Raw genomic sequence first — 16,666 nt, 5'->3', positions numbered from 1 at the left:
CCGGCGGCCGCTTTTCACCGGCCATCAACCATAGCGGCATTCGATCTTGAGCCCGGCCGCACGCCAGCTTCGCACAAGGCCAAAAATCCACATTCAGCTCAAGGTCATAGATAGTTACCACGTCATCAACCATGTGCGCGATCCAGAGCAACCGCAGAGAAATGGGCAAGTTTCCCCTGCGAGGGTGCGCCAAAGGCCGGATGCAGACCGGCCGGCTCCCTCCGGAGGATGATTCATGCGTATTCGTCTGCTTGCTTCCGCCGCTACGCTGGCGGGCCTTGCTCTCGCCGCGCCGGCCGGGGCAGCCGACCTCGGCTATCCGGCGCCGTATGTGCAGCCGGTGGCCGCTTTCACCTGGACCGGCTTCTATCTCGGCGCCAATGCCGGCTACGGCTGGGGCTCCTCCTCCTTCAGCAGCCCCAGCGGCTTCCTCGGCGGCTTCCAGGCCGGATACAATTTCCAGTTCGGCAGCCCCTTCGTGCTCGGCGTCGAGACCGATTTCGACTTCGCCGGCATGTCGGCCGGAGCCTACAGCCTCAACAATCTCGGCACCGTGCGTGCCCGCCTCGGCTATTCCTTCGACCGCGTGCTGGTCTATGGCACCGGCGGCTTCGCCTATGGCCAGGGAAGCGCGAATTTCTTCAGTCTCACCTCCTCCTCGACCCAGACCGGATGGACTTTGGGCGTCGGTGCGGAGGTAGGATTTGACCGGAACTGGTCCGCGAAGCTCGAATATCTTTATGTAGACTTGGGCAGCGCCACGTTCCCAACTGCAGTCGGCCCGGTTACTACTGGCTTGGACGCCAATATTCTTCGGGCTGGCGTGAATTATCGTTTCTAGCGGGGGACGTAACGCAAGGAAAAGAAATACGGCAAAACATGGGAACAATCCCAAATCTGCCGCGTTTACGCGCCATTGTGTCGCGGAGATTAAGAAAAGTTAGGAAAAGGCCACATCTCTGCCCGGTTTGATTTTCCTGGTGTGGCCAGAACGCTACAGACGGCACCCGGCAGGGGCTGTAAGAAAGAACCACCCGACGGCGACCTCCTCGGAGGGGGCCGGCGAAACCACAAAGGTAGATACTCATGTTGAAGCGTGCACTTCTGGGCGCCACCGCCCTGGTTCTCCTCGCCGGCACCGCCTCCGCGGCCGACCTGGCCACCCGCTATCCGGTGAAGGCCGCCCCGATCCCCGTGCAGGTCTTCTCCTGGACCGGTTTCTACATCGGCGGCAACGTGGGCTGGGGTTGGGCTGACAACACCTACGACTACACCCCCTTCGCCTCGCCCACCTACAGCTACAGCCCCGGCACCTCCAACGGCTTCACCGGCGGTCTGCAGCTGGGCTACAACTACCAGTTCGCCAACAACGTCGTGCTCGGCGTCGAGACCGACATCAACTGGGCCGACATCAGCACCAACAGCGTGGTGTTCGGTGGCCCCATCGGCGGCACCGTCATCGCCCAGAAGGTCGACTACTTCGGCACCATCCGCGCCCGCCTCGGCTACGCGGTTGACCGCTTCCTGCCGTACATCACCGGCGGCGCGGCCTATGCCAACACCAAGTACACCGACCCCTTCGGCTTCTCCGACAGCAACCTGAAGTGGGGTTGGACCGCCGGCGCCGGTGTCGAGTACGCCATCACCAACAACTGGACGATCAAGGCCGAGTACCTGTACCTCGGCTTCGACAACAGCAAGACCAACTACACCAACGGCGATCAGCTGTCCGTCGGCAGCAACATCCAGACCGCCCGCCTCGGTGTGAACTACAAGTTCTGATCCGAAGCACCCCCTTGCATTGGGCCCCCGGCATCGCCGGGGGCCTTTTGCTTTGGGCGGTCCATTCAGACATCCGCCCGAAGCGGCACCTTCTTCTCAGAGCCACGTTCGTCGCGCACCGCGAATCGGTATGCGCCATGGCTGTCCCGGGTGACCTCATAGGTGAGACGGCCGGTGATGCGGTTCTCCCTGTCGAAGGTCAGCACCTTCGGCCGCAGCGCCACGATCTCCCCTTCCGGTACGTAGACCGAATTGCAGATGATGACCTCATCGCCCGGCTGGCAGGTGCGCGCTGCCGCGCCATTGAGGACACAGCAGCGCGAGCCGCGTTCGCCCAGGATGACGTAGGTGGAGATGCGGGCGCCGGAATTGCGGTTCCAGATCTCCACGAATTCCAGCGGCAGGATGCCGGCCTCTTCGCAATGCTCGGGATCGAGCGTGATGGAGCCGTGATAATTGAGGTCGGCCCCTGTCACGGTCAGCCCGTGCAACTTGCCGGCGACGATCTTGCGCATGGCCCTGTCCCCTCCTCCCGCGATCTGGTTGCTGCGGGTGATAGGCCGCCGCGTCGCCGGAGGGAATAGGAGGCGGCCATCCGCACCCGGTAACACGGGGATGCAATTCTTGAACGGGGCCAGGGGCCGGATTTGACCCACTGCCTCGCCTTCTCAACTATGATCGTGCTAGAGCGCGCAATCGTTGAACGGCAGAAGAGGGCTGAAATGGCTCATCCGGCAGCGCCCGCTCAGGAGCGCGCCTCGAACCGTCCGGTACGCATCGGCGTCACGGGCATCGGCATCATGGGATCGAATCACGCCCGCGTGCTGGCCGAACTCCCCGGCGCGGAACTGGTTGCGGTGGCGGATCCCGATCAGGCCCAGGCCCAGCGGGTCGCCAATTTTCTCGGCTGCAAGGCGGTGGGCGACCATCGCGATCTCCTCGCCCTCGGTCTCGACGCCGTGGTGGTGGCAGCTCCCACCCATCTGCATCACCCCATCGCCCTCGACGTGATCGCCGCCGGCTGCTCGGTGCTGGTGGAGAAGCCCGTCGCCTCCACCACCGAGGAAGGCCGCGAGATCGTGGCCGCTGCCCGCGACAAGGGCGTCACCCTCATGATCGGCCACGTGGAGCGGTTCAACCCGGCGGTGCGCGCCATCAAGGACGCCATCCGCGATGAAAACCTCCTCTCCATCGCCATCACCCGCGTCGGCCCCTTCCCGCCGCGCATGTCCAACGTGGGCGTGGTGATCGATCTCGCGGTGCACGACATCGACCTGATCCGCTGGTTCACCGGCTCGGACATCCTCGAGGTCCAGCCGCAGACCCGCGCCGCGATCGCCGAGCGGGAAGACATCGCCCTCCTCCAGTTCCGTACCGCCAACGGGGCGCTGGCGCACATCAACACCAACTGGCTGACGCCCTTCAAGGCGCGCACGGTCCACGTCGCCACCTCCAAGAAATACGTGATCGGCGATCTGCTCACCCGTCAGGTGACGGAGCATTTCGACTATCGGCCGGACGGCTCCTATTCCACCCGGCATCTGCCGGTGGCCTATGCCGAGCCGCTGCGTGCCGAGCTTGAGAACTTCCTCGCCGCCGTGCGCACGGGCCGGCCGCCGGAAGTGACCGGCGACGAGGGCGTGGCGAGCCTCGAGATCGCCATCTCGTGCCTGCCCGGCGCGCCCCCGGCACAGGCCTCCAAGCGCCGCGCGGTGGGCTGAGCCTGCCGCTGAACGCGTGCCGCGCCGGCCTCGCGCCGGCGGGCGGGTGCGCGCACGCCAGATGCCCGGCCACCGGGCCTTTCAAAACGGACATGAGATGACCGCTCCCGCGACGGCCCCCATCGCCTTCATCGACCTTGCCGCCCAGCGCGCCCGCATCGGCCGGCGCGTGGATGACGCGGTGCAGGCGGTGCTCGCTTCCTGCCGCTTCATCAACGGCCCGGAAGTGACCGAGTTCGAGCAGAAGCTCGCCGCCTTCGCCGGGTCGAAGTACGCCGTCTCCTGCTCCAGCGGCACGGATGCGCTGGCGCTGCTGCTCATGGCCTGGGGCGTGAAGGCGGGCGATGCCGTGTTCTGCCCCGCTTTCACCTTCTGCGCCACCGCCGAGGTGGTGCCGTGGGTGGGCGCCACCCCTGTCTTCGTGGACGTGAAGGCGGACACCTTCAACATGGACCCGGAGAGCCTGGAGCAGGCCATCCAGGTGGCCATCGAGCAGGGGCTCGACCCGCGCGTGGTGATCCCGGTGGATCTGTTCGGCCAGCCGGCGGACTATGATGCCATCCTGCCCATCGCCGAGAAGTACGGCATGAAGGTTCTGTGCGATACGGCGCAGGGCTTCGGCGGCACCTGGAACAACCGGCGCACCGGCTCCATCGGCGATGCCACCGCCACCTCCTTCTTTCCCGCCAAGCCGCTCGGTGCCTATGGCGACGGCGGCGCCATCCTCACCGACAATGAGGAACTGGTGACCATCCTCAAGAGCCTGCGCGAGCATGGCCAGGGCGTGGACAAGTACCAGAACGTGCGCATCGGCATGACCGCGCGCCTCGACACCATCCAGGCGGCGGTACTGCTCGAAAAGCTCGCCATCTTCGAGGAAGAGATCGCGGCCCGCGAGAAGGTGGCGCGGCGCTACAACGAACTTCTCAAGGACGTGGCCGGCGTGCCGGTGGTCGATCCGCGCGCGACGTCGGTGTGGGCGCAATACACCATCAAGCTCGCCCCCGGCGTGCGCGACGGCCTCGCGGAGAAGCTGAAGGCGGAAGGGGTTCCCACCGCCGTCTATTATCGCCTGCCCATGCACCTCCAGCCGGCCTATCGCCACTACCCCTCGGCCGGCGCCATCCTGCCGGTGTGCGAGGCGCTGGCGGAGGAGGTCATCTCCCTGCCCATGCACGCCTATCTGGACGAGGCGACGCAGGACCGCATCGTGGATGCGGTGAAGCGGGCACTCAAGGGCTGAGAAGGCGCGTCAAGATCAATAAGAAGGGCCGCGGGAGACATCTCCCGCGGCCCTTGTCATTTCAGGCCAGAATGTACCGACCGATACTCACTTCCCGCGCTTGAAGGTGTTCCAGGTCTTGGTGATGACCCGCTGCACCGGCGGCTCGTTGGTGGTGACGATGAAGAGGCGGTCGAAGACCTCCTTCGTCGGATAGATGGACGGGTTGTCCATGATCTCCTTGTCGATGAACTTCTGCGAGGCGAGGTTGCCGTTCGCATAGGAAATGAAGTTCGAGTTCTTGGCCGCCACCTCGGGCTTCATCATGTAATTGATGAAGGCGAGAGCGTTGTCGATGTTCTTCGCGTCCTTCGGGATGGCGAAATTGTCGAACCACATCAGCGCGCCTTCCTTGGGCAGCACGTAGTCCACATTCACCGGCTTCTTCTTGGTCTTCTTCGCGGCTTCCTGGGCGCGCGCCTTGGCCTGGTAGACGTCACCCGACCAGCCGAGGGCGATACAGATGTCGCCACGCGCGAGGGCGTTGATGTAGCCCGAGGAATCGAATTTCTTGATATAAGGCCGGATGGTCATCAGCAGAGCGCCGGCCTTGGCGATGTCGTCCGGATTCTTGGAATTGGGATCAAGGCCCAAATACTTCATCGCGGTGGGGATGACCTCCTCGGGACCGTCGAGCACATAGACACCGCAGTCCTTCAGCTTGGAGAGGATCTCCGGCTTGAACATGATGTCCCAGGTGTTGAGCGGGATGTCGCCGAGGCGCTCCTTCACCTTGTCCACGTTGTAGCCGATGCCGGTGGTGCCCCACATGTAGTTGACCGCGTGGGCGTTGCCGGGGTCGTACACGGCGAGGCGCTGCGTCACCTCGGGCCAGGCATACTGCAGGTTCGGAATCTTGGACTTGTCGAGGGGGATGAACACGCCCGCCTTGATCTGCCGCTGCAGGAACGAGCCCGACGGCACCACCACGTCGTAGCCGGTCTTGCCCGCCAGCAGCTTCGTCTCCAGCACCTCGTTGCTGTCGAAGACGTCGTAGCGGACCTTGATGCCGGTTTCCTTGGTGAAGTCTTCCAGGACGGTCGGATCGATATAGTCCGACCAGTTGAAGACGTTGACGACCTTGTCCTGGGCCGTCGCCACGCCGGTAAGGCCCAGCGTGGCCACAACCACTGCAGCTAGCGTTTGGCGAAGCATCCGCCGTTCTCCTCTTGCGCGGGGCGGGCTTATCCTGCCGTCCCCGGTGGTGGAAGGCTATTGCGTTGCGGCACACCGCTCAACAGGAAACGGCCACGCCGCAGCGCTTACAGGTAGGTGTCGTATTCGAGGGGCAGGATCTGCCGGGTGAAGGCGGCCAGCTCCTCCCGCTTCATCACCCCGTAGATGCGCCGGTAGTCCTCGCCGAAGGCACGGGCGATGAAGTCGGAGGTAAAGAACCGACGCACAGCTTCCTCCATGGAGGGCGAAAGGCGCTCCGCCGCATGCTCGTAGGCGTTGCCGGAGAGCGGCGCCGGCGGCTCGATCTCCCGCTCCAGCCCCTCCAGCATGCCGGCGAGGATGCCGGCCAGCACGAGGTGGGGATGGGCCTCGGCCCCGGCGATGCGATGCTCCAGCCGGCGAGCGGCGGGCGGCCCGTTCGGCACGCGCACGGCCACCGAGCGGTTGTCGTAGCCCCAGCTGATGGACACCGGCGCGTAGGAGCCCGGCACGAGGCGGCGGTAGCCATTGTAGCTCGGCACGAACAGCAGCGTGGACTCCGCCATGGTGGCGAGCAGCCCTCCGGCGGCATGGCGCAACGCCCGGTCGCCGATGCCGTCGGGCTTGGCGAAGAGGTTTCCACCCGACGTTTCCATCAGGCTGACGTGGACGTGCATGCCATTGCCGGCGAAATCCACCAGGGGCTTGGCCATGAAGCTGGCGCGCAAGCCGTGCCGTCGGGCCACGCCGTCGATCAGCCGGCGCAGCAATATGGCGTCGTCGGCTGCCGCCAGCGCGTCCACGCGATGGTAGAGATTGACCTCGAACTGGCCGGGCGCGGCCTCGGAAATCACCGTGTCCGCTGGCAGGCCTTGCTGTTCGCAGGCAGCACGCATGTCATGCAGCACCGGCGCAAAGGCGTCGAGGTCGGACATGGAATACATGTTCTGCCGCGCCTGCCCGGTGGCCGGGAACACCGGCTCCGGCGGCGCGCCGGGCACGTCCGACGGCTTCAGCAGATAGAATTCCAGCTCGAAGGCGACGCAGGGGGCGAGGCCCCGGGCGGTGAAGCGGTCCACGATGCCGGCGAGTTGCTGGCGGGGATCGAGCTTCCACGGCGCGCCTTTGGCCGAGCCGTCCGGCTCATGCATGGTGATGAGCACCTGCGCGGTGGGCCGCGGTGCCCAGGGCACAGGCTTCAGCGTGCCCGCCACCGGCCAGCACAGGCCGTCCTTGTCGCCGGTCTCGAGGTGGATCTCGGTCGCTTCCACCTCGCAGCCCCAGATATCGAGGCCGAAGATGGAAAGGGGAATGGCCACCCCGTCCTTCCAGATCTTCGTGATGGACCGCCCGGGAATCCATTTTCCGCGCAGAACCGCGGACGTGTCGGGCAGAAGAACTTCCACCACCTCCGGCTCGCCGTAGGTGGAAAGATAGGCCGCAACCTCGTCTTGAGGCTCTGCCGCGGCAGAGGCCTCGTCGGGTCGGCGGCCGGGGAGTGTGACCGGCATGATACTCCGTCTTCAAAAAAGCGACGTTCAAGCCGCATCCAAGCGCGAAGGCGTGGAACCTTCAAGCGCGTCCGCACTTATCACCCCTGAAGCGGGCGCGGATTGACCCCGGAGAGGTTTCTTTTTACCGCGCAGGCGGAGAGGCGGGACGAGATGGGACGATGGGCGGTTCGCCCCCTCGGCGAGGCGGCTTCCGCGAGCGGCAGGAAACCGGGCCGCGCGATGGCCTTCGGCCCGCGCTGGCAACGCCGCGCGTGGGATTTCTGCACACCATGTCTGTCGCCATCATGACGGCGACCTTCACCCAGTCCGCTCCAGGCGCTTGGCGGCACCGGCTCGCCACTCCCGGTCCGACGCTGTTCCTGCTGCTCGGCTTCGCCATCCTCGTCGCCATAAGCGCATCCTCGATCACCCTCGTCCACCGGGCGCGGTCGGATGCGGACAGCGTCGCCCATACGCTGCAGGTGATGAACGCGGTTTCCCAGCTTCAGGTCCTCATCCGCCGCACCGAAAGTGCGGAACGCGGGTATCTGATCACCGGCCGAGAGGGATTCGCCCGGTTCTACGAGACCTCGAAGGCGCAGAGCGGCCCGACGCTGGATGAGATCGCCACGCTCACTGCCGATAATCCCGAGCAGCAGCGGCGCGTGGCGGAGGCCCGCACCCTGATCGCCGAACGGCTCGCCTCCTACGAGCGCTCGATGGCGCTCAGGGCCGCGGGCGACGTGGAAGGCGCCTTCGCAGACATTCGCGCCGACCGCACCGAAGGCGCCATGACCCGCCTCGGCACGCTGCTGGTGGAGATGAAGGCGGAGGAGAGCAAGCTGCTGGAAGAGCGCTACGGCGCCTCCCGGGACAGCACGGTGTGGCTGACCGCCGTCACCATCGCAGGGCTCGGCGTGGTGCTGGCGCTCGGCGCCCTCGCCCTCACCCTCAACCGCCGCAACATCAACGCGTTGCAATCGGCCCAGCGCGAGCTGGAGGCCGCCAACCAGGGGCTGGAGAAGCGCGTCGCCGAGCGCACCGCCGACCTCAAGGAAGCCAACGACGAGATCCAGAGCTTCGCCTACATCGTCAGCCACGACCTGCGCTCGCCCCTCGTCAACATCATGGGCTTCACGAGCGAGATCGATGCCATGCGCGGCGACCTGTTCGAGCGTCTCGCCCAGTTGAGGGCGAAGGCCGAAGAGCCGCCGGAGACCGACGCGCAGATCGCCGCCGATTTCGAGGAAGCGCTCGGCTTCATCAAGACGTCCATCACCCGCATGGACCGGCTCATCCACGCCATCCTCGCCTTGTCGCGGGAGGGGCGGAAGGAGTTCATGCCGGTGGACGTGGACGTGGGCCAGCTGATCGCCTCGCTCCGGGACAGCATGACCCACCAGCTGCACGACGCCGGCGGGGAGATCGTCATCAAGCGCCTGCCGACGATCCAGTCGGACCGGCTGGCGCTGGAGCAGATCTTCACCAACCTCCTCGACAACGCCTTTAAATACCGGCGGGACGAGGTGCCGCTCCGCGTCGAGGTCAGCGCGGTGGAGACGCCCGGCTTCGTCACCTTCATCGTCGAGGACAACGGCCGTGGCATCGATCCCAAGGATCGCGGCCGGGTGTTCGAGCTGTTCCGCCGCTCGGGCCGCCAGGACCGTCCCGGCGAAGGCATTGGCCTCGCCCATGTGCGCGCTCTGGTGCGGCGCATGGGCGGCCTCATCTCCCTCGATTCCAAGCTGGGCGAAGGCTCCACCTTCAAGGTGACGGTGCCGCGCCGGCTGCCCACGGAAACCGGAAAGAAGGACCATGGTTGAGCACGTCACCATCATCATGATCGAGGACGACGAGGGCCACGCGCGCCTCATCGAGAAGAACATCCGGCGTGCCGGCGTCAGCAACGACATCGTTGCCTTCAAGGATGGCACCAGCGCCGTCAATTTCCTGTTCGGCGCCGATGGCAGCGGACGGGAAAGCAGCGGGCGCGCGCTCCTCGTGCTGCTCGACCTCAATCTGCCGGACATGACCGGCGTCGAGATTCTCGGCCGCATCAAGCAGAACGAGCATCTCAAGCGCTCGCCCGTGGTGGTGCTCACCACCACCGACGACAAGGTGGAGATCCAGCGCTGCTACGACCTCGGCGCCAACGTCTATGTGACGAAGCCGGTCAATTACGAGAATTTCGCCAACGCGATCCGGCAGCTTGGCCTGTTCTTTTCCGTCATCCAGGTGCCGGAGACCGATTGATGGAATGCGCCGTGTCCGACCCTCTGGCATCCCAACAGGACGCGGCAACCGCCCCGCCGCCGCCGCTGCGCGTGCTCTACGTGGACGACGATCCGGCCCTTGGCCGGCTGGTGCAGCGCCAGCTCGGCCGCCTCGGCTTCGAGGTGGTGCCGGCCCTGTCGGGCGAGGAAGGACTGGCGCGGCTCGACGCCGAACGGTTCGATGTGGTCGCCCTCGACCACTATATGCCGGGCCAGGACGGCATGAGCACGCTGCGGGCCATCCGCGCCCTCGAAAACGCCCCGCCGGTCGTCTACGTCACCGGCGCACAGGACGGGCGCCTCGCGGTCGCCGCGCTCAAGGCCGGTGCAGCGGATTATGTGGTGAAGGAGGTGCAGGCCGACTTCATCGAGCTTCTGCGCGCCGCGTTCGTCGCGGCGGTGGAGCAGGTGCGCATGCGCCGCGCCCACGAGGCGGCAGAAGCGGAAATCCGCGCGGCCCGCGACCGGTTCGAGGCGCTGGCCGCCGAGCGGGCGCTGCTGCTGCGCGAGATGAACCACCGCGTGGGCAATTCGCTGCAGATCATCGTCTCGCTGCTGAACGTGCAGGCCGGCGCCACCGACGATCCGCGGGTGAAGGAAGCGCTGAATTCAGCCCGCAACCGCGTTTCGGCGGTCGCGCAGGTCCACCGCCGTCTCTACACCTCCGACCAGATCGCGACGGTGGCGCTGGACCAGTATATCGGCTCGCTGCTGGACGACCTGCAGGTGTCGGCGCACCGCGAGCACGGCGGCATCACCCTCACCTATGATGCCGACCCTATCCACATCGATCCCGATCGCGGCGTGGCCCTGGGCATCATCGCCACCGAACTCGTCATCAATGCCATGAAATACGCCTATCCCGACGGCGAGGGGCCGGTGCGGGTGATGCTGAGGCGCGTGGGCGAACGGCTCGACTTCACCGTGGAGGACGACGGCGCCGGCATTTCGCCGGAAAAGCCGGCAACGTCCACCGGCCTCGGCAACCGCATCGTCAAGGCCATGTCCATGAAGCTCGGCTGCGAGCCGACCTTCGACCCCCGCGCGCGCGGCACCTGCGTGCGGCTCACGTTCCGCCTCGCCGGTCCCGGCAAGGCGTGAGCGGTCGGCGCTGGTTCCCCGGCGCCGCGCGGGCTTGGCTCAGATGCGCGGGACGATGATGAGCCGTTCCACCGGCTTGCCGCCAAGCAGATGCTCGGTGACGATCTCGTCGATGTCCTCGGGGGTCTTCGGCGTGTACCAGATGCCCTGCGGATAGACGACCATGATGGGCCCGGCCTGACAGAAGCTCAGGCACCCGGAGGAGGTCATGGCGATGTCGCGGCGGCCGGAGGCCTCCAGCTTCTTCCCCAGACGCTCCCACAAGGGCTGCGCGCCGTTGGCGCCGCAGGAACCGCGCGGGTGCATGGGCGGCCGCTGGGTGAAGCAGCAGAAGACGTGGTGGGTATAGACCTGCGGGATCTCGAGGACTTCGGCTTCGGCGGCTTCGGACATGACGGCTCGCGGCTCGGTGAGGTTTCTTGGAGCCATTCAAATTGCATGCCGCCGCGCGACGTTCGCCGAAAGCCGTTTCAGTCCAGAGCCATAGACCAACGAAAACGCCGACGCCCCGAGGGGACGCCGGCGCGGGTCGCGACACTGGCGGGAATGCGACACGGCGCGCCGCGTGCGCCGCCGCATCACAAGGTCATTTGCCCACGAACAGGCTGTCCAGCTTGCCGCCGGAAGCGAAGTGGGTGGCCTGCACCTTCTCCCAGCCGCCGAACACGTCCTCCACCTTCACGAGGCGGATGGGCGGGAACTGGTCCTTGAACTCAGCCACCACCTTGGGGTCCACCACGCGGTGGAAGGCCTTGGCCGCCACCGTTTGGCCGGCGGGGGAATAGAGGAATTCGAGATAGGCCGTGGCCGAGGCGCGGGAGCCGCGCTTGTCCACCACCTTGTCCACCACCGCCACCGGGAACTCGGCGAGAAGGCTCACGGACGGCACGACGGTGAGGAGCTTCTTGTCGGGATAGAGCCCCTCGATGGTGCGGGTCTCGGCCTCGAAAGTCACCAGCACGTCGCCGGTGTCGCGCTCCACGAAGGTGGTGGTGGCGGCGCGGCCGCCGGTGTCGAACACCGGCACGTTGGAAAGCAGCTTCTTCACGAAGGCGTCCGCCTTGGCGGCGTCGCCCTTGTTCTGCTCCAGCGCATAGGCATAGGCGGCCAGATAGGTGTAGCGCGCGTTGCCCGATGTCTTGGGGTTCGGGAAGATGACCTTCACATCGTCGCGGACGAGGTCGGACCAGTCCTTGATGTTCTTCGGATTGCCCGCGCGCACAAGGAAGGCCGGGAAGGAATAATAAGGCGAGGCCGAATTGGGGAACTTCTTCGCCCAGTCCTTCGCCACATAGCCGGCCTTGGCGAGGGTATCCACGTCGATCACCTGGTTGAAGGTGACCACATCCGCCTCCAGCCCCTCGATGACCGCGCGCGCCTGGCGGGAGGAGCCGGCGTGGCTCTGGTTCACCGTCAGTTCCTGGCCGGTCTTCGACTTCCAGAAGGGGATGAACTCGGCATTGATGGCCGTGAACAGCTCGCGGGAGATGTCGTAGGAGACATTCAGCAGCGTATTCGGTCCCTGCTGGGCCTGCGACGGCACGGCGCCGAGCGGGGCAAATGCCGCGCCGGCAAGGGTCGCGGCGAGGAGGGCGCGGCGGGTAATCATGGAACCTGCTCCCGATTTCACATTTCATATAAGTTGAAATGTGGTTTTCACATGCACCGTTCCTAGCATGTGAAATGGGGGCTGTGAACCACCGTAGGGGGCCCGTTCCACCAAAACTTACGTTTGGGAAGAAAAGACCCGCGACAGCGCCGCGGGCCTTGATGGGATCGGCTCAGAGGTTCAGCATCGCCATGGCGGCCGCCTGATAGCGGGTGCCGGCCACCGCACCCGGTGCGAAGAGCGCATCGAGCGCGGCGACCTCTTCGGGGGAGAGGCGGATGCGGGTGGCCGCCACGTTCTCCTCCAGATACTTCTGCCGCCGCGTGCCGGGAATGGGGACGATGTTGTCGTCCTTGGCGAGGATCCAGGCGAGGGCGATCTGCGCGCTGGTCGCGTTCTTCGTCGCCGCGAAGTCCTTCAAGGCTTCCACCAGCGCGAGGTTGGTCTTGAGGGCATCGCCGCTGAAGCGGGGATTCGCGCGGCGGAAATCGTCGGCGGCGAGCGTATCGGGGCTCGTCACCGCGCCGGTCAGGAAGGACCGGCCGAGCGGGGAATAGGCGACGAAGGCGACGCCCAACTCGCGGCAGGCCGCCAGCATCTCCTCTTCCGGCTCACGGCTCCAAAGGGAATACTCGATCTGCACCGCGGTGATGGGATGCACCGCATGGGCCTTGCGCAGCGTCGCCACCGAGCATTCGGAGAGGCCCAGGAAGCGCACCTTGCCGGCCTCCACCAGCCCCTTCATGGCGCCCACCGTTTCCTCGATGGGCGTCTTCGGGTCCACGCGGTGCTGGTAATAGAGATCGATGGTATCGATGCCGAGCCGCTCCAGGCTGGCATCGCATGCGGAGCGCACATAGTCGGGCGTGCCGGAAATGCCGAGGCGCTCGCCATTCGGGCCCCGCACATTGCCGAACTTGGTGGCGAGGATGACCTTGTCGCGGCGCCCTTTCAGGAAACGGCCGAGCAGGCGCTCGTTGTGGCCGACGCCATACATGTCGGCCGTGTCGAAGAAATTTATGCCGAGGTCGAGAGCGGCTGCTAGGGTCGCGAGCGACTGTTCGTCGTCGCTCGGTCCGTAGAATTCGGACATGCCCATGCAGCCGAGACCGATGGCGGACACGGACAGGCCCGAGCGACCGAGGGAGCGATGGTCCATGGGGGACCTCATATGAGGGGGAGTGTCGGGATGCACAGCCAGGCGGGTCCGCGCTGGCCATGAATGTAAACTACACCGTATAGTGTACTTATGTCAAGCGACATCCCATCCCCTTCAACGGCCTCCAGCCGCGCGACCGATGCCACGCAGGCCGATGCCCGGCCCGCGCGCGACCGCCGCACCACCGTGCCGCGCATCCGCGCGGCCGCGCGGCGGCTGTTTCTGGAGCGTGGCTATGAGGGCACCTCCATGGATGCCGTGGCGGCGGCCGCCCCCGTCTCCAAGCGCACGCTCTACCAGCACTTTCCCGGGAAGGCGGAGCTGTTCGCCGCGGTCATTGATGACGCATGGTCCCACTTCACCCGCGCGCCCATCCTGCCCGACGACACGGAGGGCGACCCTCGCGCCGTGCTGCGCGCCTATGTGGGACGCCTCACGGAGCATTGGGAGCGACCGGACGTGGTGCCGCTGCTGCGTCTGGTCATCGCCGAGGCGCCGCGCTTTCCCGAGCTGTCGCAGGCCTATTTCGCCGTCGGCAAGGAGCCGGCGCTGAAAGGCCTCGGCGCCTATTTCGCCGCCCTCGCGGCGGAGGGGCGCCTCGCGACGGACGATCCGCAGCTGGTGGCGGCCCAATTCCTCGGGGCCATCAAGGAGCCCCTGTTCTGGCCGCGGGTGCTGGGCGTGCCGGTGGCGTTCGATGCCTCCGCCGCCGTGGAGCGGGCCATCGACGGGGTGCTGAAGGGCCGCTGAAGGCGGGGCATTTCGCCCCCTCGCCTTGCCCCCTGGCCGCCCCCCTGCTAAGAGCCGCGCCATCCGCGGGATGCTCGCGGCATTCCTCTTCCAAGAACAGACAGGACGGTCCCCCATGGCGATCGAGCGCACCTTCTCGATCATCAAGCCCGACGCCACGCGTCGGAACCTCACCGGCGCCATCAATGCCGTCATCGAGAACGCGGGCCTCAAGATCGTGGCCCAGAAGCGCATCCGCATGACGCGCGAGGAGGCCGAGACCTTCTACGCCGTCCACAAGGAGCGCCCCTTCTTCGGCGACCTCGTGGCCTTCATGACCTCCGGCCCCGTGGTGGTGCAGGTGCTCGAAGGCGAGAACGCCGTCGCCAAGTATCGCGACGTGATGGGCGCCACCAACCCGGCGAACGCCGCCGAGGGCACCATCCGCAAGCTGTTCGCCGAGTCCATCGAGGCGAATTCCGCCCACGGCTCCGACAGCACGGACAATGCCAAGGCGGAGATCGCCCAGTTCTTCTCCGGCAATGAAATTGTCGGCTGAACAGGTATTCGATTAAGATACCGCGGCGCGCGATCGAATTTGTGCGCCGCGGTATCCGGTTTTTGTTGAGGGTTCCGCTTGGGCACATTAACGTAGCGTCAAAATCCAGAATACGGCGCACCAGACGCAGAATACAATCTCGCGGTGACGCTGACGCTCAAATGGCCCGGGGTAGGGACTATGTCGCTCGACTCTCCAGTTCTCTGGCTGGCACTGCTGCAGATCATCTGGATCAACGTTCTGTTGTCCGGTGACAATGCGGTGGTGATCGCCCTCGCCTGCCGCTCATTGCCGGAGAAGGTCCGCCGTACCGGGATCATCCTCGGCGCGGGCGTGGCCGTCGCCCTCCGCGTCGTCTTCACAGGCATCGTCGCGACGCTCCTGGCGCTGCCGTGGCTGAAGCTCGTGGGCTCGCTCGCGCTCATGTGGATCGCGGTGGATCTCGCCAGTCCCGACGAGGGCGGCGAAGAGGCCATTCAATCCAGCGACAATCTGTGGAAGGCCGTGGGCACGGTGGCGGTGGCGGACATCGTCATGAGCCTCGACAACGTGGTGGCGGTGGCCGCCATTGCCGACGGCAACTGGTTCCTGCTCATTTTCGGCCTCGCCATCTCCATTCCGCTCATCATCGCCGGCTCCTCGCTGGTGATGGCGCTCATCAACCGCTTCCCGCTGCTGATCTGGGCCGGTGCCGCCCTGCTCGGCTGGGTTGCCGGCGACATGCTCCTCGGCGATGTGGCCATCATCGAGCGGCTGGGCGAGGAGACCACGCATCACCTCCACCGCATCGTCTCCGCCGCCGGCGCCGCCCTCGTGGTCGGCATCGCGCTGGCCCTGCGCTGGCACAAGGGTCGGCGCGCCCACGCCCACGACGACCTCGCGGCCTGAGACGATCGAGACGAAAGGGGCCGCATCCGGCCCCTTTTTTCTGCTCCTTAATTGACGTAACGGAAGTTTCAGCGCGTCATCAACATGACGCTACGTAATAATAACTGCGGCGTGCCTGAGCCTGGTCCGGTCTTGCCCGCATCCCCAGCCTCACCACATGGAGTGGACGATGGATTTCACCGCCCCGACCTTCTGGGTCGCCCTCCTGCAGATCATCTGGATCGACCTGCTGCTGTCCGGCGACAATGCGGTGGTGATCGCGCTGGCGTGCCGGTCGCTGCCGGCCAAGCAGCGCAAATGGGGCATCCTGCTCGGTGCCGGCGCGGCGGTGGGCCTGCGCATCCTGTTTGCGCTGGCGGTGTCCTACCTGCTGGGCGTCCCGTTCCTGAAGGTTGTCGGCGGCCTGCTGCTGTTCTGGATCGCCATCAAACTCGTCACCGACAATGGCGGCGATTCCCACGAGGTCGCCGCTTCCGACAGCCTGTGGAAGGCGGTGCGCACCATCGCCATCGCCGATGCGGTCATGAGCCTCGACAATGTTGTGGCCATCGCCGCCGCCGCGCGCGGGCACTGGGAATTGTTCGTGTTCGGCCTGCTGCTCACCATCCCGCTCATCATCTTCGGCTCGCAGCTGCTGCTCTCGCTGCTCACCCGCTTCCCCATCCTCATCTGGGCCGGCGCGGCGCTGCTCGGCTGGATCGCCGGCGAGATGCTGGTGGGCGACGTGATGGCGCTCAGCTACCTGCAGCACATCAACCCGGCGCTGGTGAAGGTGGCCGAGGACGGGCTGCACCCGGCCGCCCTCCCCCATTATGTGGCCAGCACCATCGGCGCGCTCTTCGTGCTGGGCCTCGGCTACATCCTGCGCAACCGCGGGCGCGACCGGGCCGCCGAGGCCGGGCACGGCGCCTGAGC

The 16,666-nt window shown here is 66.0% G+C and carries 17 protein-coding genes; 11 read left to right on the top strand and 6 right to left on the bottom strand.

Features of this window, described 5'->3' with window-relative positions; all coding sequences use genetic code 11:
* Positions 1-235: 235 nt before the first annotated feature.
* Both ACT535_RS11130 and ACT535_RS11125 read left to right on the top strand, forming a co-directional pair.
* Positions 236-841 carry an outer membrane protein gene (locus ACT535_RS11130; protein ID WP_476364401.1) on the top strand — a complete coding sequence of 202 codons (606 nt, stop codon included), beginning with the start codon at positions 236-238 and terminating at the stop codon, positions 839-841.
* Positions 842-1,086: 245 nt separating this feature from the next.
* On the top strand, positions 1,087-1,782 hold the full coding sequence (locus ACT535_RS11125) for an outer membrane protein (protein ID WP_168462277.1): 696 nt from the start codon (positions 1,087-1,089) through the stop codon (positions 1,780-1,782).
* A gap of 65 nt (positions 1,783-1,847) precedes the next feature.
* On the opposite strand, the gene panD is transcribed toward ACT535_RS11125, so the two are convergent.
* Positions 1,848-2,297, bottom strand: a complete 450-nt coding sequence (gene panD, locus ACT535_RS11120; RefSeq protein ID WP_476364400.1) for an aspartate 1-decarboxylase — start codon at positions 2,295-2,297, stop codon at positions 1,848-1,850.
* Between the two features lie 207 nt (positions 2,298-2,504).
* On the opposite strand from panD, the gene ACT535_RS11115 reads away from it, so the two are divergent.
* Positions 2,505-3,503 (top strand): Gfo/Idh/MocA family protein, encoded by a 999-nt coding sequence (locus tag ACT535_RS11115; protein WP_168462275.1) that lies wholly within the window; start codon positions 2,505-2,507, stop codon positions 3,501-3,503.
* A 97-nt stretch (positions 3,504-3,600) separates the two neighbouring features.
* Positions 3,601-4,746, top strand: a complete 1,146-nt coding sequence (locus ACT535_RS11110) for a DegT/DnrJ/EryC1/StrS family aminotransferase (protein ID WP_476364399.1) — start codon at positions 3,601-3,603, stop codon at positions 4,744-4,746.
* Positions 4,747-4,833: 87 nt separating this feature from the next.
* Here ACT535_RS11110 and ACT535_RS11105 read toward each other — a convergent pair whose 3' ends face one another.
* Together ACT535_RS11105 and ACT535_RS11100 are read right to left on the bottom strand one after the other, a co-directional pair.
* Entirely contained in the window at positions 4,834-5,940 is a 1,107-nt protein-coding gene (locus ACT535_RS11105) for a polyamine ABC transporter substrate-binding protein (protein ID WP_168462273.1), read from the bottom strand.
* A gap of 107 nt (positions 5,941-6,047) precedes the next feature.
* Complete coding sequence (locus ACT535_RS11100) at positions 6,048-7,451, bottom strand: glutamine synthetase family protein (RefSeq protein WP_476364398.1); 1,404 nt, start codon at positions 7,449-7,451, stop codon at positions 6,048-6,050.
* A 272-nt stretch (positions 7,452-7,723) separates the two neighbouring features.
* Between ACT535_RS11100 and ACT535_RS11095 the strand changes: the two genes are divergently transcribed.
* Genes ACT535_RS11095 through ACT535_RS11085 form a run of 3 tightly spaced genes read left to right on the top strand, consistent with a single transcriptional unit; the run spans position 7,724 to position 10,807 of the window.
* Positions 7,724-9,256 carry a sensor histidine kinase gene (locus tag ACT535_RS11095; protein WP_476364397.1) on the top strand — a complete coding sequence of 511 codons (1,533 nt, stop codon included), beginning with the start codon at positions 7,724-7,726 and terminating at the stop codon, positions 9,254-9,256.
* Positions 9,249-9,686 carry a response regulator gene (locus ACT535_RS11090; protein ID WP_168462271.1) on the top strand — a complete coding sequence of 146 codons (438 nt, stop codon included), beginning with the start codon at positions 9,249-9,251 and terminating at the stop codon, positions 9,684-9,686. The genes ACT535_RS11095 and ACT535_RS11090 overlap by 8 nt, the downstream gene beginning before the upstream one ends.
* A gap of 11 nt (positions 9,687-9,697) precedes the next feature.
* Positions 9,698-10,807 (top strand): histidine kinase dimerization/phosphoacceptor domain -containing protein, encoded by a 1,110-nt coding sequence (locus ACT535_RS11085; protein ID WP_476364396.1) that lies wholly within the window; start codon positions 9,698-9,700, stop codon positions 10,805-10,807.
* Positions 10,808-10,846: 39 nt separating this feature from the next.
* On the opposite strand, the gene ACT535_RS11080 is transcribed toward ACT535_RS11085, so the two are convergent.
* The 3 genes from ACT535_RS11080 to ACT535_RS11070 all read right to left on the bottom strand — a co-directional run bounded on the left by ACT535_RS11080 (position 10,847) and on the right by ACT535_RS11070 (position 13,575).
* Entirely contained in the window at positions 10,847-11,200 is a 354-nt protein-coding gene (locus tag ACT535_RS11080; RefSeq protein ID WP_168462269.1) for a (2Fe-2S) ferredoxin domain-containing protein, read from the bottom strand.
* A 193-nt stretch (positions 11,201-11,393) separates the two neighbouring features.
* Complete coding sequence (locus tag ACT535_RS11075; RefSeq protein ID WP_476364395.1) at positions 11,394-12,416, bottom strand: sulfate ABC transporter substrate-binding protein; 1,023 nt, start codon at positions 12,414-12,416, stop codon at positions 11,394-11,396.
* A gap of 172 nt (positions 12,417-12,588) precedes the next feature.
* Positions 12,589-13,575 (bottom strand): aldo/keto reductase, encoded by a 987-nt coding sequence (locus tag ACT535_RS11070; protein WP_476364394.1) that lies wholly within the window; start codon positions 13,573-13,575, stop codon positions 12,589-12,591.
* 90 nt (positions 13,576-13,665) lie between these two features.
* Here ACT535_RS11070 and ACT535_RS11065 point away from each other — a divergent pair, with 90 nt between their 5' ends.
* From ACT535_RS11065 to ACT535_RS11050, 4 genes are all read left to right on the top strand, one after another.
* Positions 13,666-14,325: a TetR/AcrR family transcriptional regulator gene (locus tag ACT535_RS11065; protein WP_476364393.1), complete on the top strand. Its 660-nt coding sequence runs from the start codon at positions 13,666-13,668 to the stop codon at positions 14,323-14,325.
* Between the two features lie 115 nt (positions 14,326-14,440).
* Positions 14,441-14,863, top strand: coding sequence for a nucleoside-diphosphate kinase (gene ndk / locus ACT535_RS11060; protein WP_168462265.1), 423 nt, complete (start codon positions 14,441-14,443; stop codon positions 14,861-14,863).
* 180 nt (positions 14,864-15,043) lie between these two features.
* Positions 15,044-15,751 carry a TerC family protein gene (locus tag ACT535_RS11055; protein ID WP_168462264.1) on the top strand — a complete coding sequence of 236 codons (708 nt, stop codon included), beginning with the start codon at positions 15,044-15,046 and terminating at the stop codon, positions 15,749-15,751.
* 169 nt (positions 15,752-15,920) lie between these two features.
* Positions 15,921-16,664 (top strand): TerC family protein, encoded by a 744-nt coding sequence (locus ACT535_RS11050; protein WP_393972871.1) that lies wholly within the window; start codon positions 15,921-15,923, stop codon positions 16,662-16,664.
* The last annotated feature ends 2 nt before the right edge of the window (positions 16,665-16,666 follow it).

The sequence above is a fragment of the Xanthobacter sp. DMC12 genome, assembly GCF_056314105.1.
This window is presented reverse-complemented; position numbering and strand designations above follow the sequence as displayed.

What these genes read in the sequence shown, in the direction of transcription:
- ACT535_RS11130 (WP_476364401.1), top strand. Translation starts at nt 236, where the DNA reads ATGCGTATTCGTCTGCTTGCTTCCGCCGCTACGCTGGCGGGCCTTGCT.
- ACT535_RS11125 (WP_168462277.1), top strand. Translation starts at nt 1,087, where the DNA reads ATGTTGAAGCGTGCACTTCTGGGCGCCACCGCCCTGGTTCTCCTCGCC.
- panD (WP_476364400.1), bottom strand. Translation starts at nt 2,297, where the DNA reads ATGCGCAAGATCGTCGCCGGCAAGTTGCACGGGCTGACCGTGACAGGG.
- ACT535_RS11115 (WP_168462275.1), top strand. Translation starts at nt 2,505, where the DNA reads ATGGCTCATCCGGCAGCGCCCGCTCAGGAGCGCGCCTCGAACCGTCCG.
- ACT535_RS11110 (WP_476364399.1), top strand. Translation starts at nt 3,601, where the DNA reads ATGACCGCTCCCGCGACGGCCCCCATCGCCTTCATCGACCTTGCCGCC.
- ACT535_RS11105 (WP_168462273.1), bottom strand. Translation starts at nt 5,940, where the DNA reads ATGCTTCGCCAAACGCTAGCTGCAGTGGTTGTGGCCACGCTGGGCCTT.
- ACT535_RS11100 (WP_476364398.1), bottom strand. Translation starts at nt 7,451, where the DNA reads ATGCCGGTCACACTCCCCGGCCGCCGACCCGACGAGGCCTCTGCCGCG.
- ACT535_RS11095 (WP_476364397.1), top strand. Translation starts at nt 7,724, where the DNA reads ATGTCTGTCGCCATCATGACGGCGACCTTCACCCAGTCCGCTCCAGGC.
- ACT535_RS11090 (WP_168462271.1), top strand. Translation starts at nt 9,249, where the DNA reads ATGGTTGAGCACGTCACCATCATCATGATCGAGGACGACGAGGGCCAC.
- ACT535_RS11080 (WP_168462269.1), bottom strand. Translation starts at nt 11,200, where the DNA reads ATGTCCGAAGCCGCCGAAGCCGAAGTCCTCGAGATCCCGCAGGTCTAT.
- ACT535_RS11075 (WP_476364395.1), bottom strand. Translation starts at nt 12,416, where the DNA reads ATGATTACCCGCCGCGCCCTCCTCGCCGCGACCCTTGCCGGCGCGGCA.
- ACT535_RS11070 (WP_476364394.1), bottom strand. Translation starts at nt 13,575, where the DNA reads ATGGACCATCGCTCCCTCGGTCGCTCGGGCCTGTCCGTGTCCGCCATC.
- ACT535_RS11065 (WP_476364393.1), top strand. Translation starts at nt 13,666, where the DNA reads ATGTCAAGCGACATCCCATCCCCTTCAACGGCCTCCAGCCGCGCGACC.
- ndk (WP_168462265.1), top strand. Translation starts at nt 14,441, where the DNA reads ATGGCGATCGAGCGCACCTTCTCGATCATCAAGCCCGACGCCACGCGT.
- ACT535_RS11055 (WP_168462264.1), top strand. Translation starts at nt 15,044, where the DNA reads ATGTCGCTCGACTCTCCAGTTCTCTGGCTGGCACTGCTGCAGATCATC.
- ACT535_RS11050 (WP_393972871.1), top strand. Translation starts at nt 15,921, where the DNA reads ATGGATTTCACCGCCCCGACCTTCTGGGTCGCCCTCCTGCAGATCATC.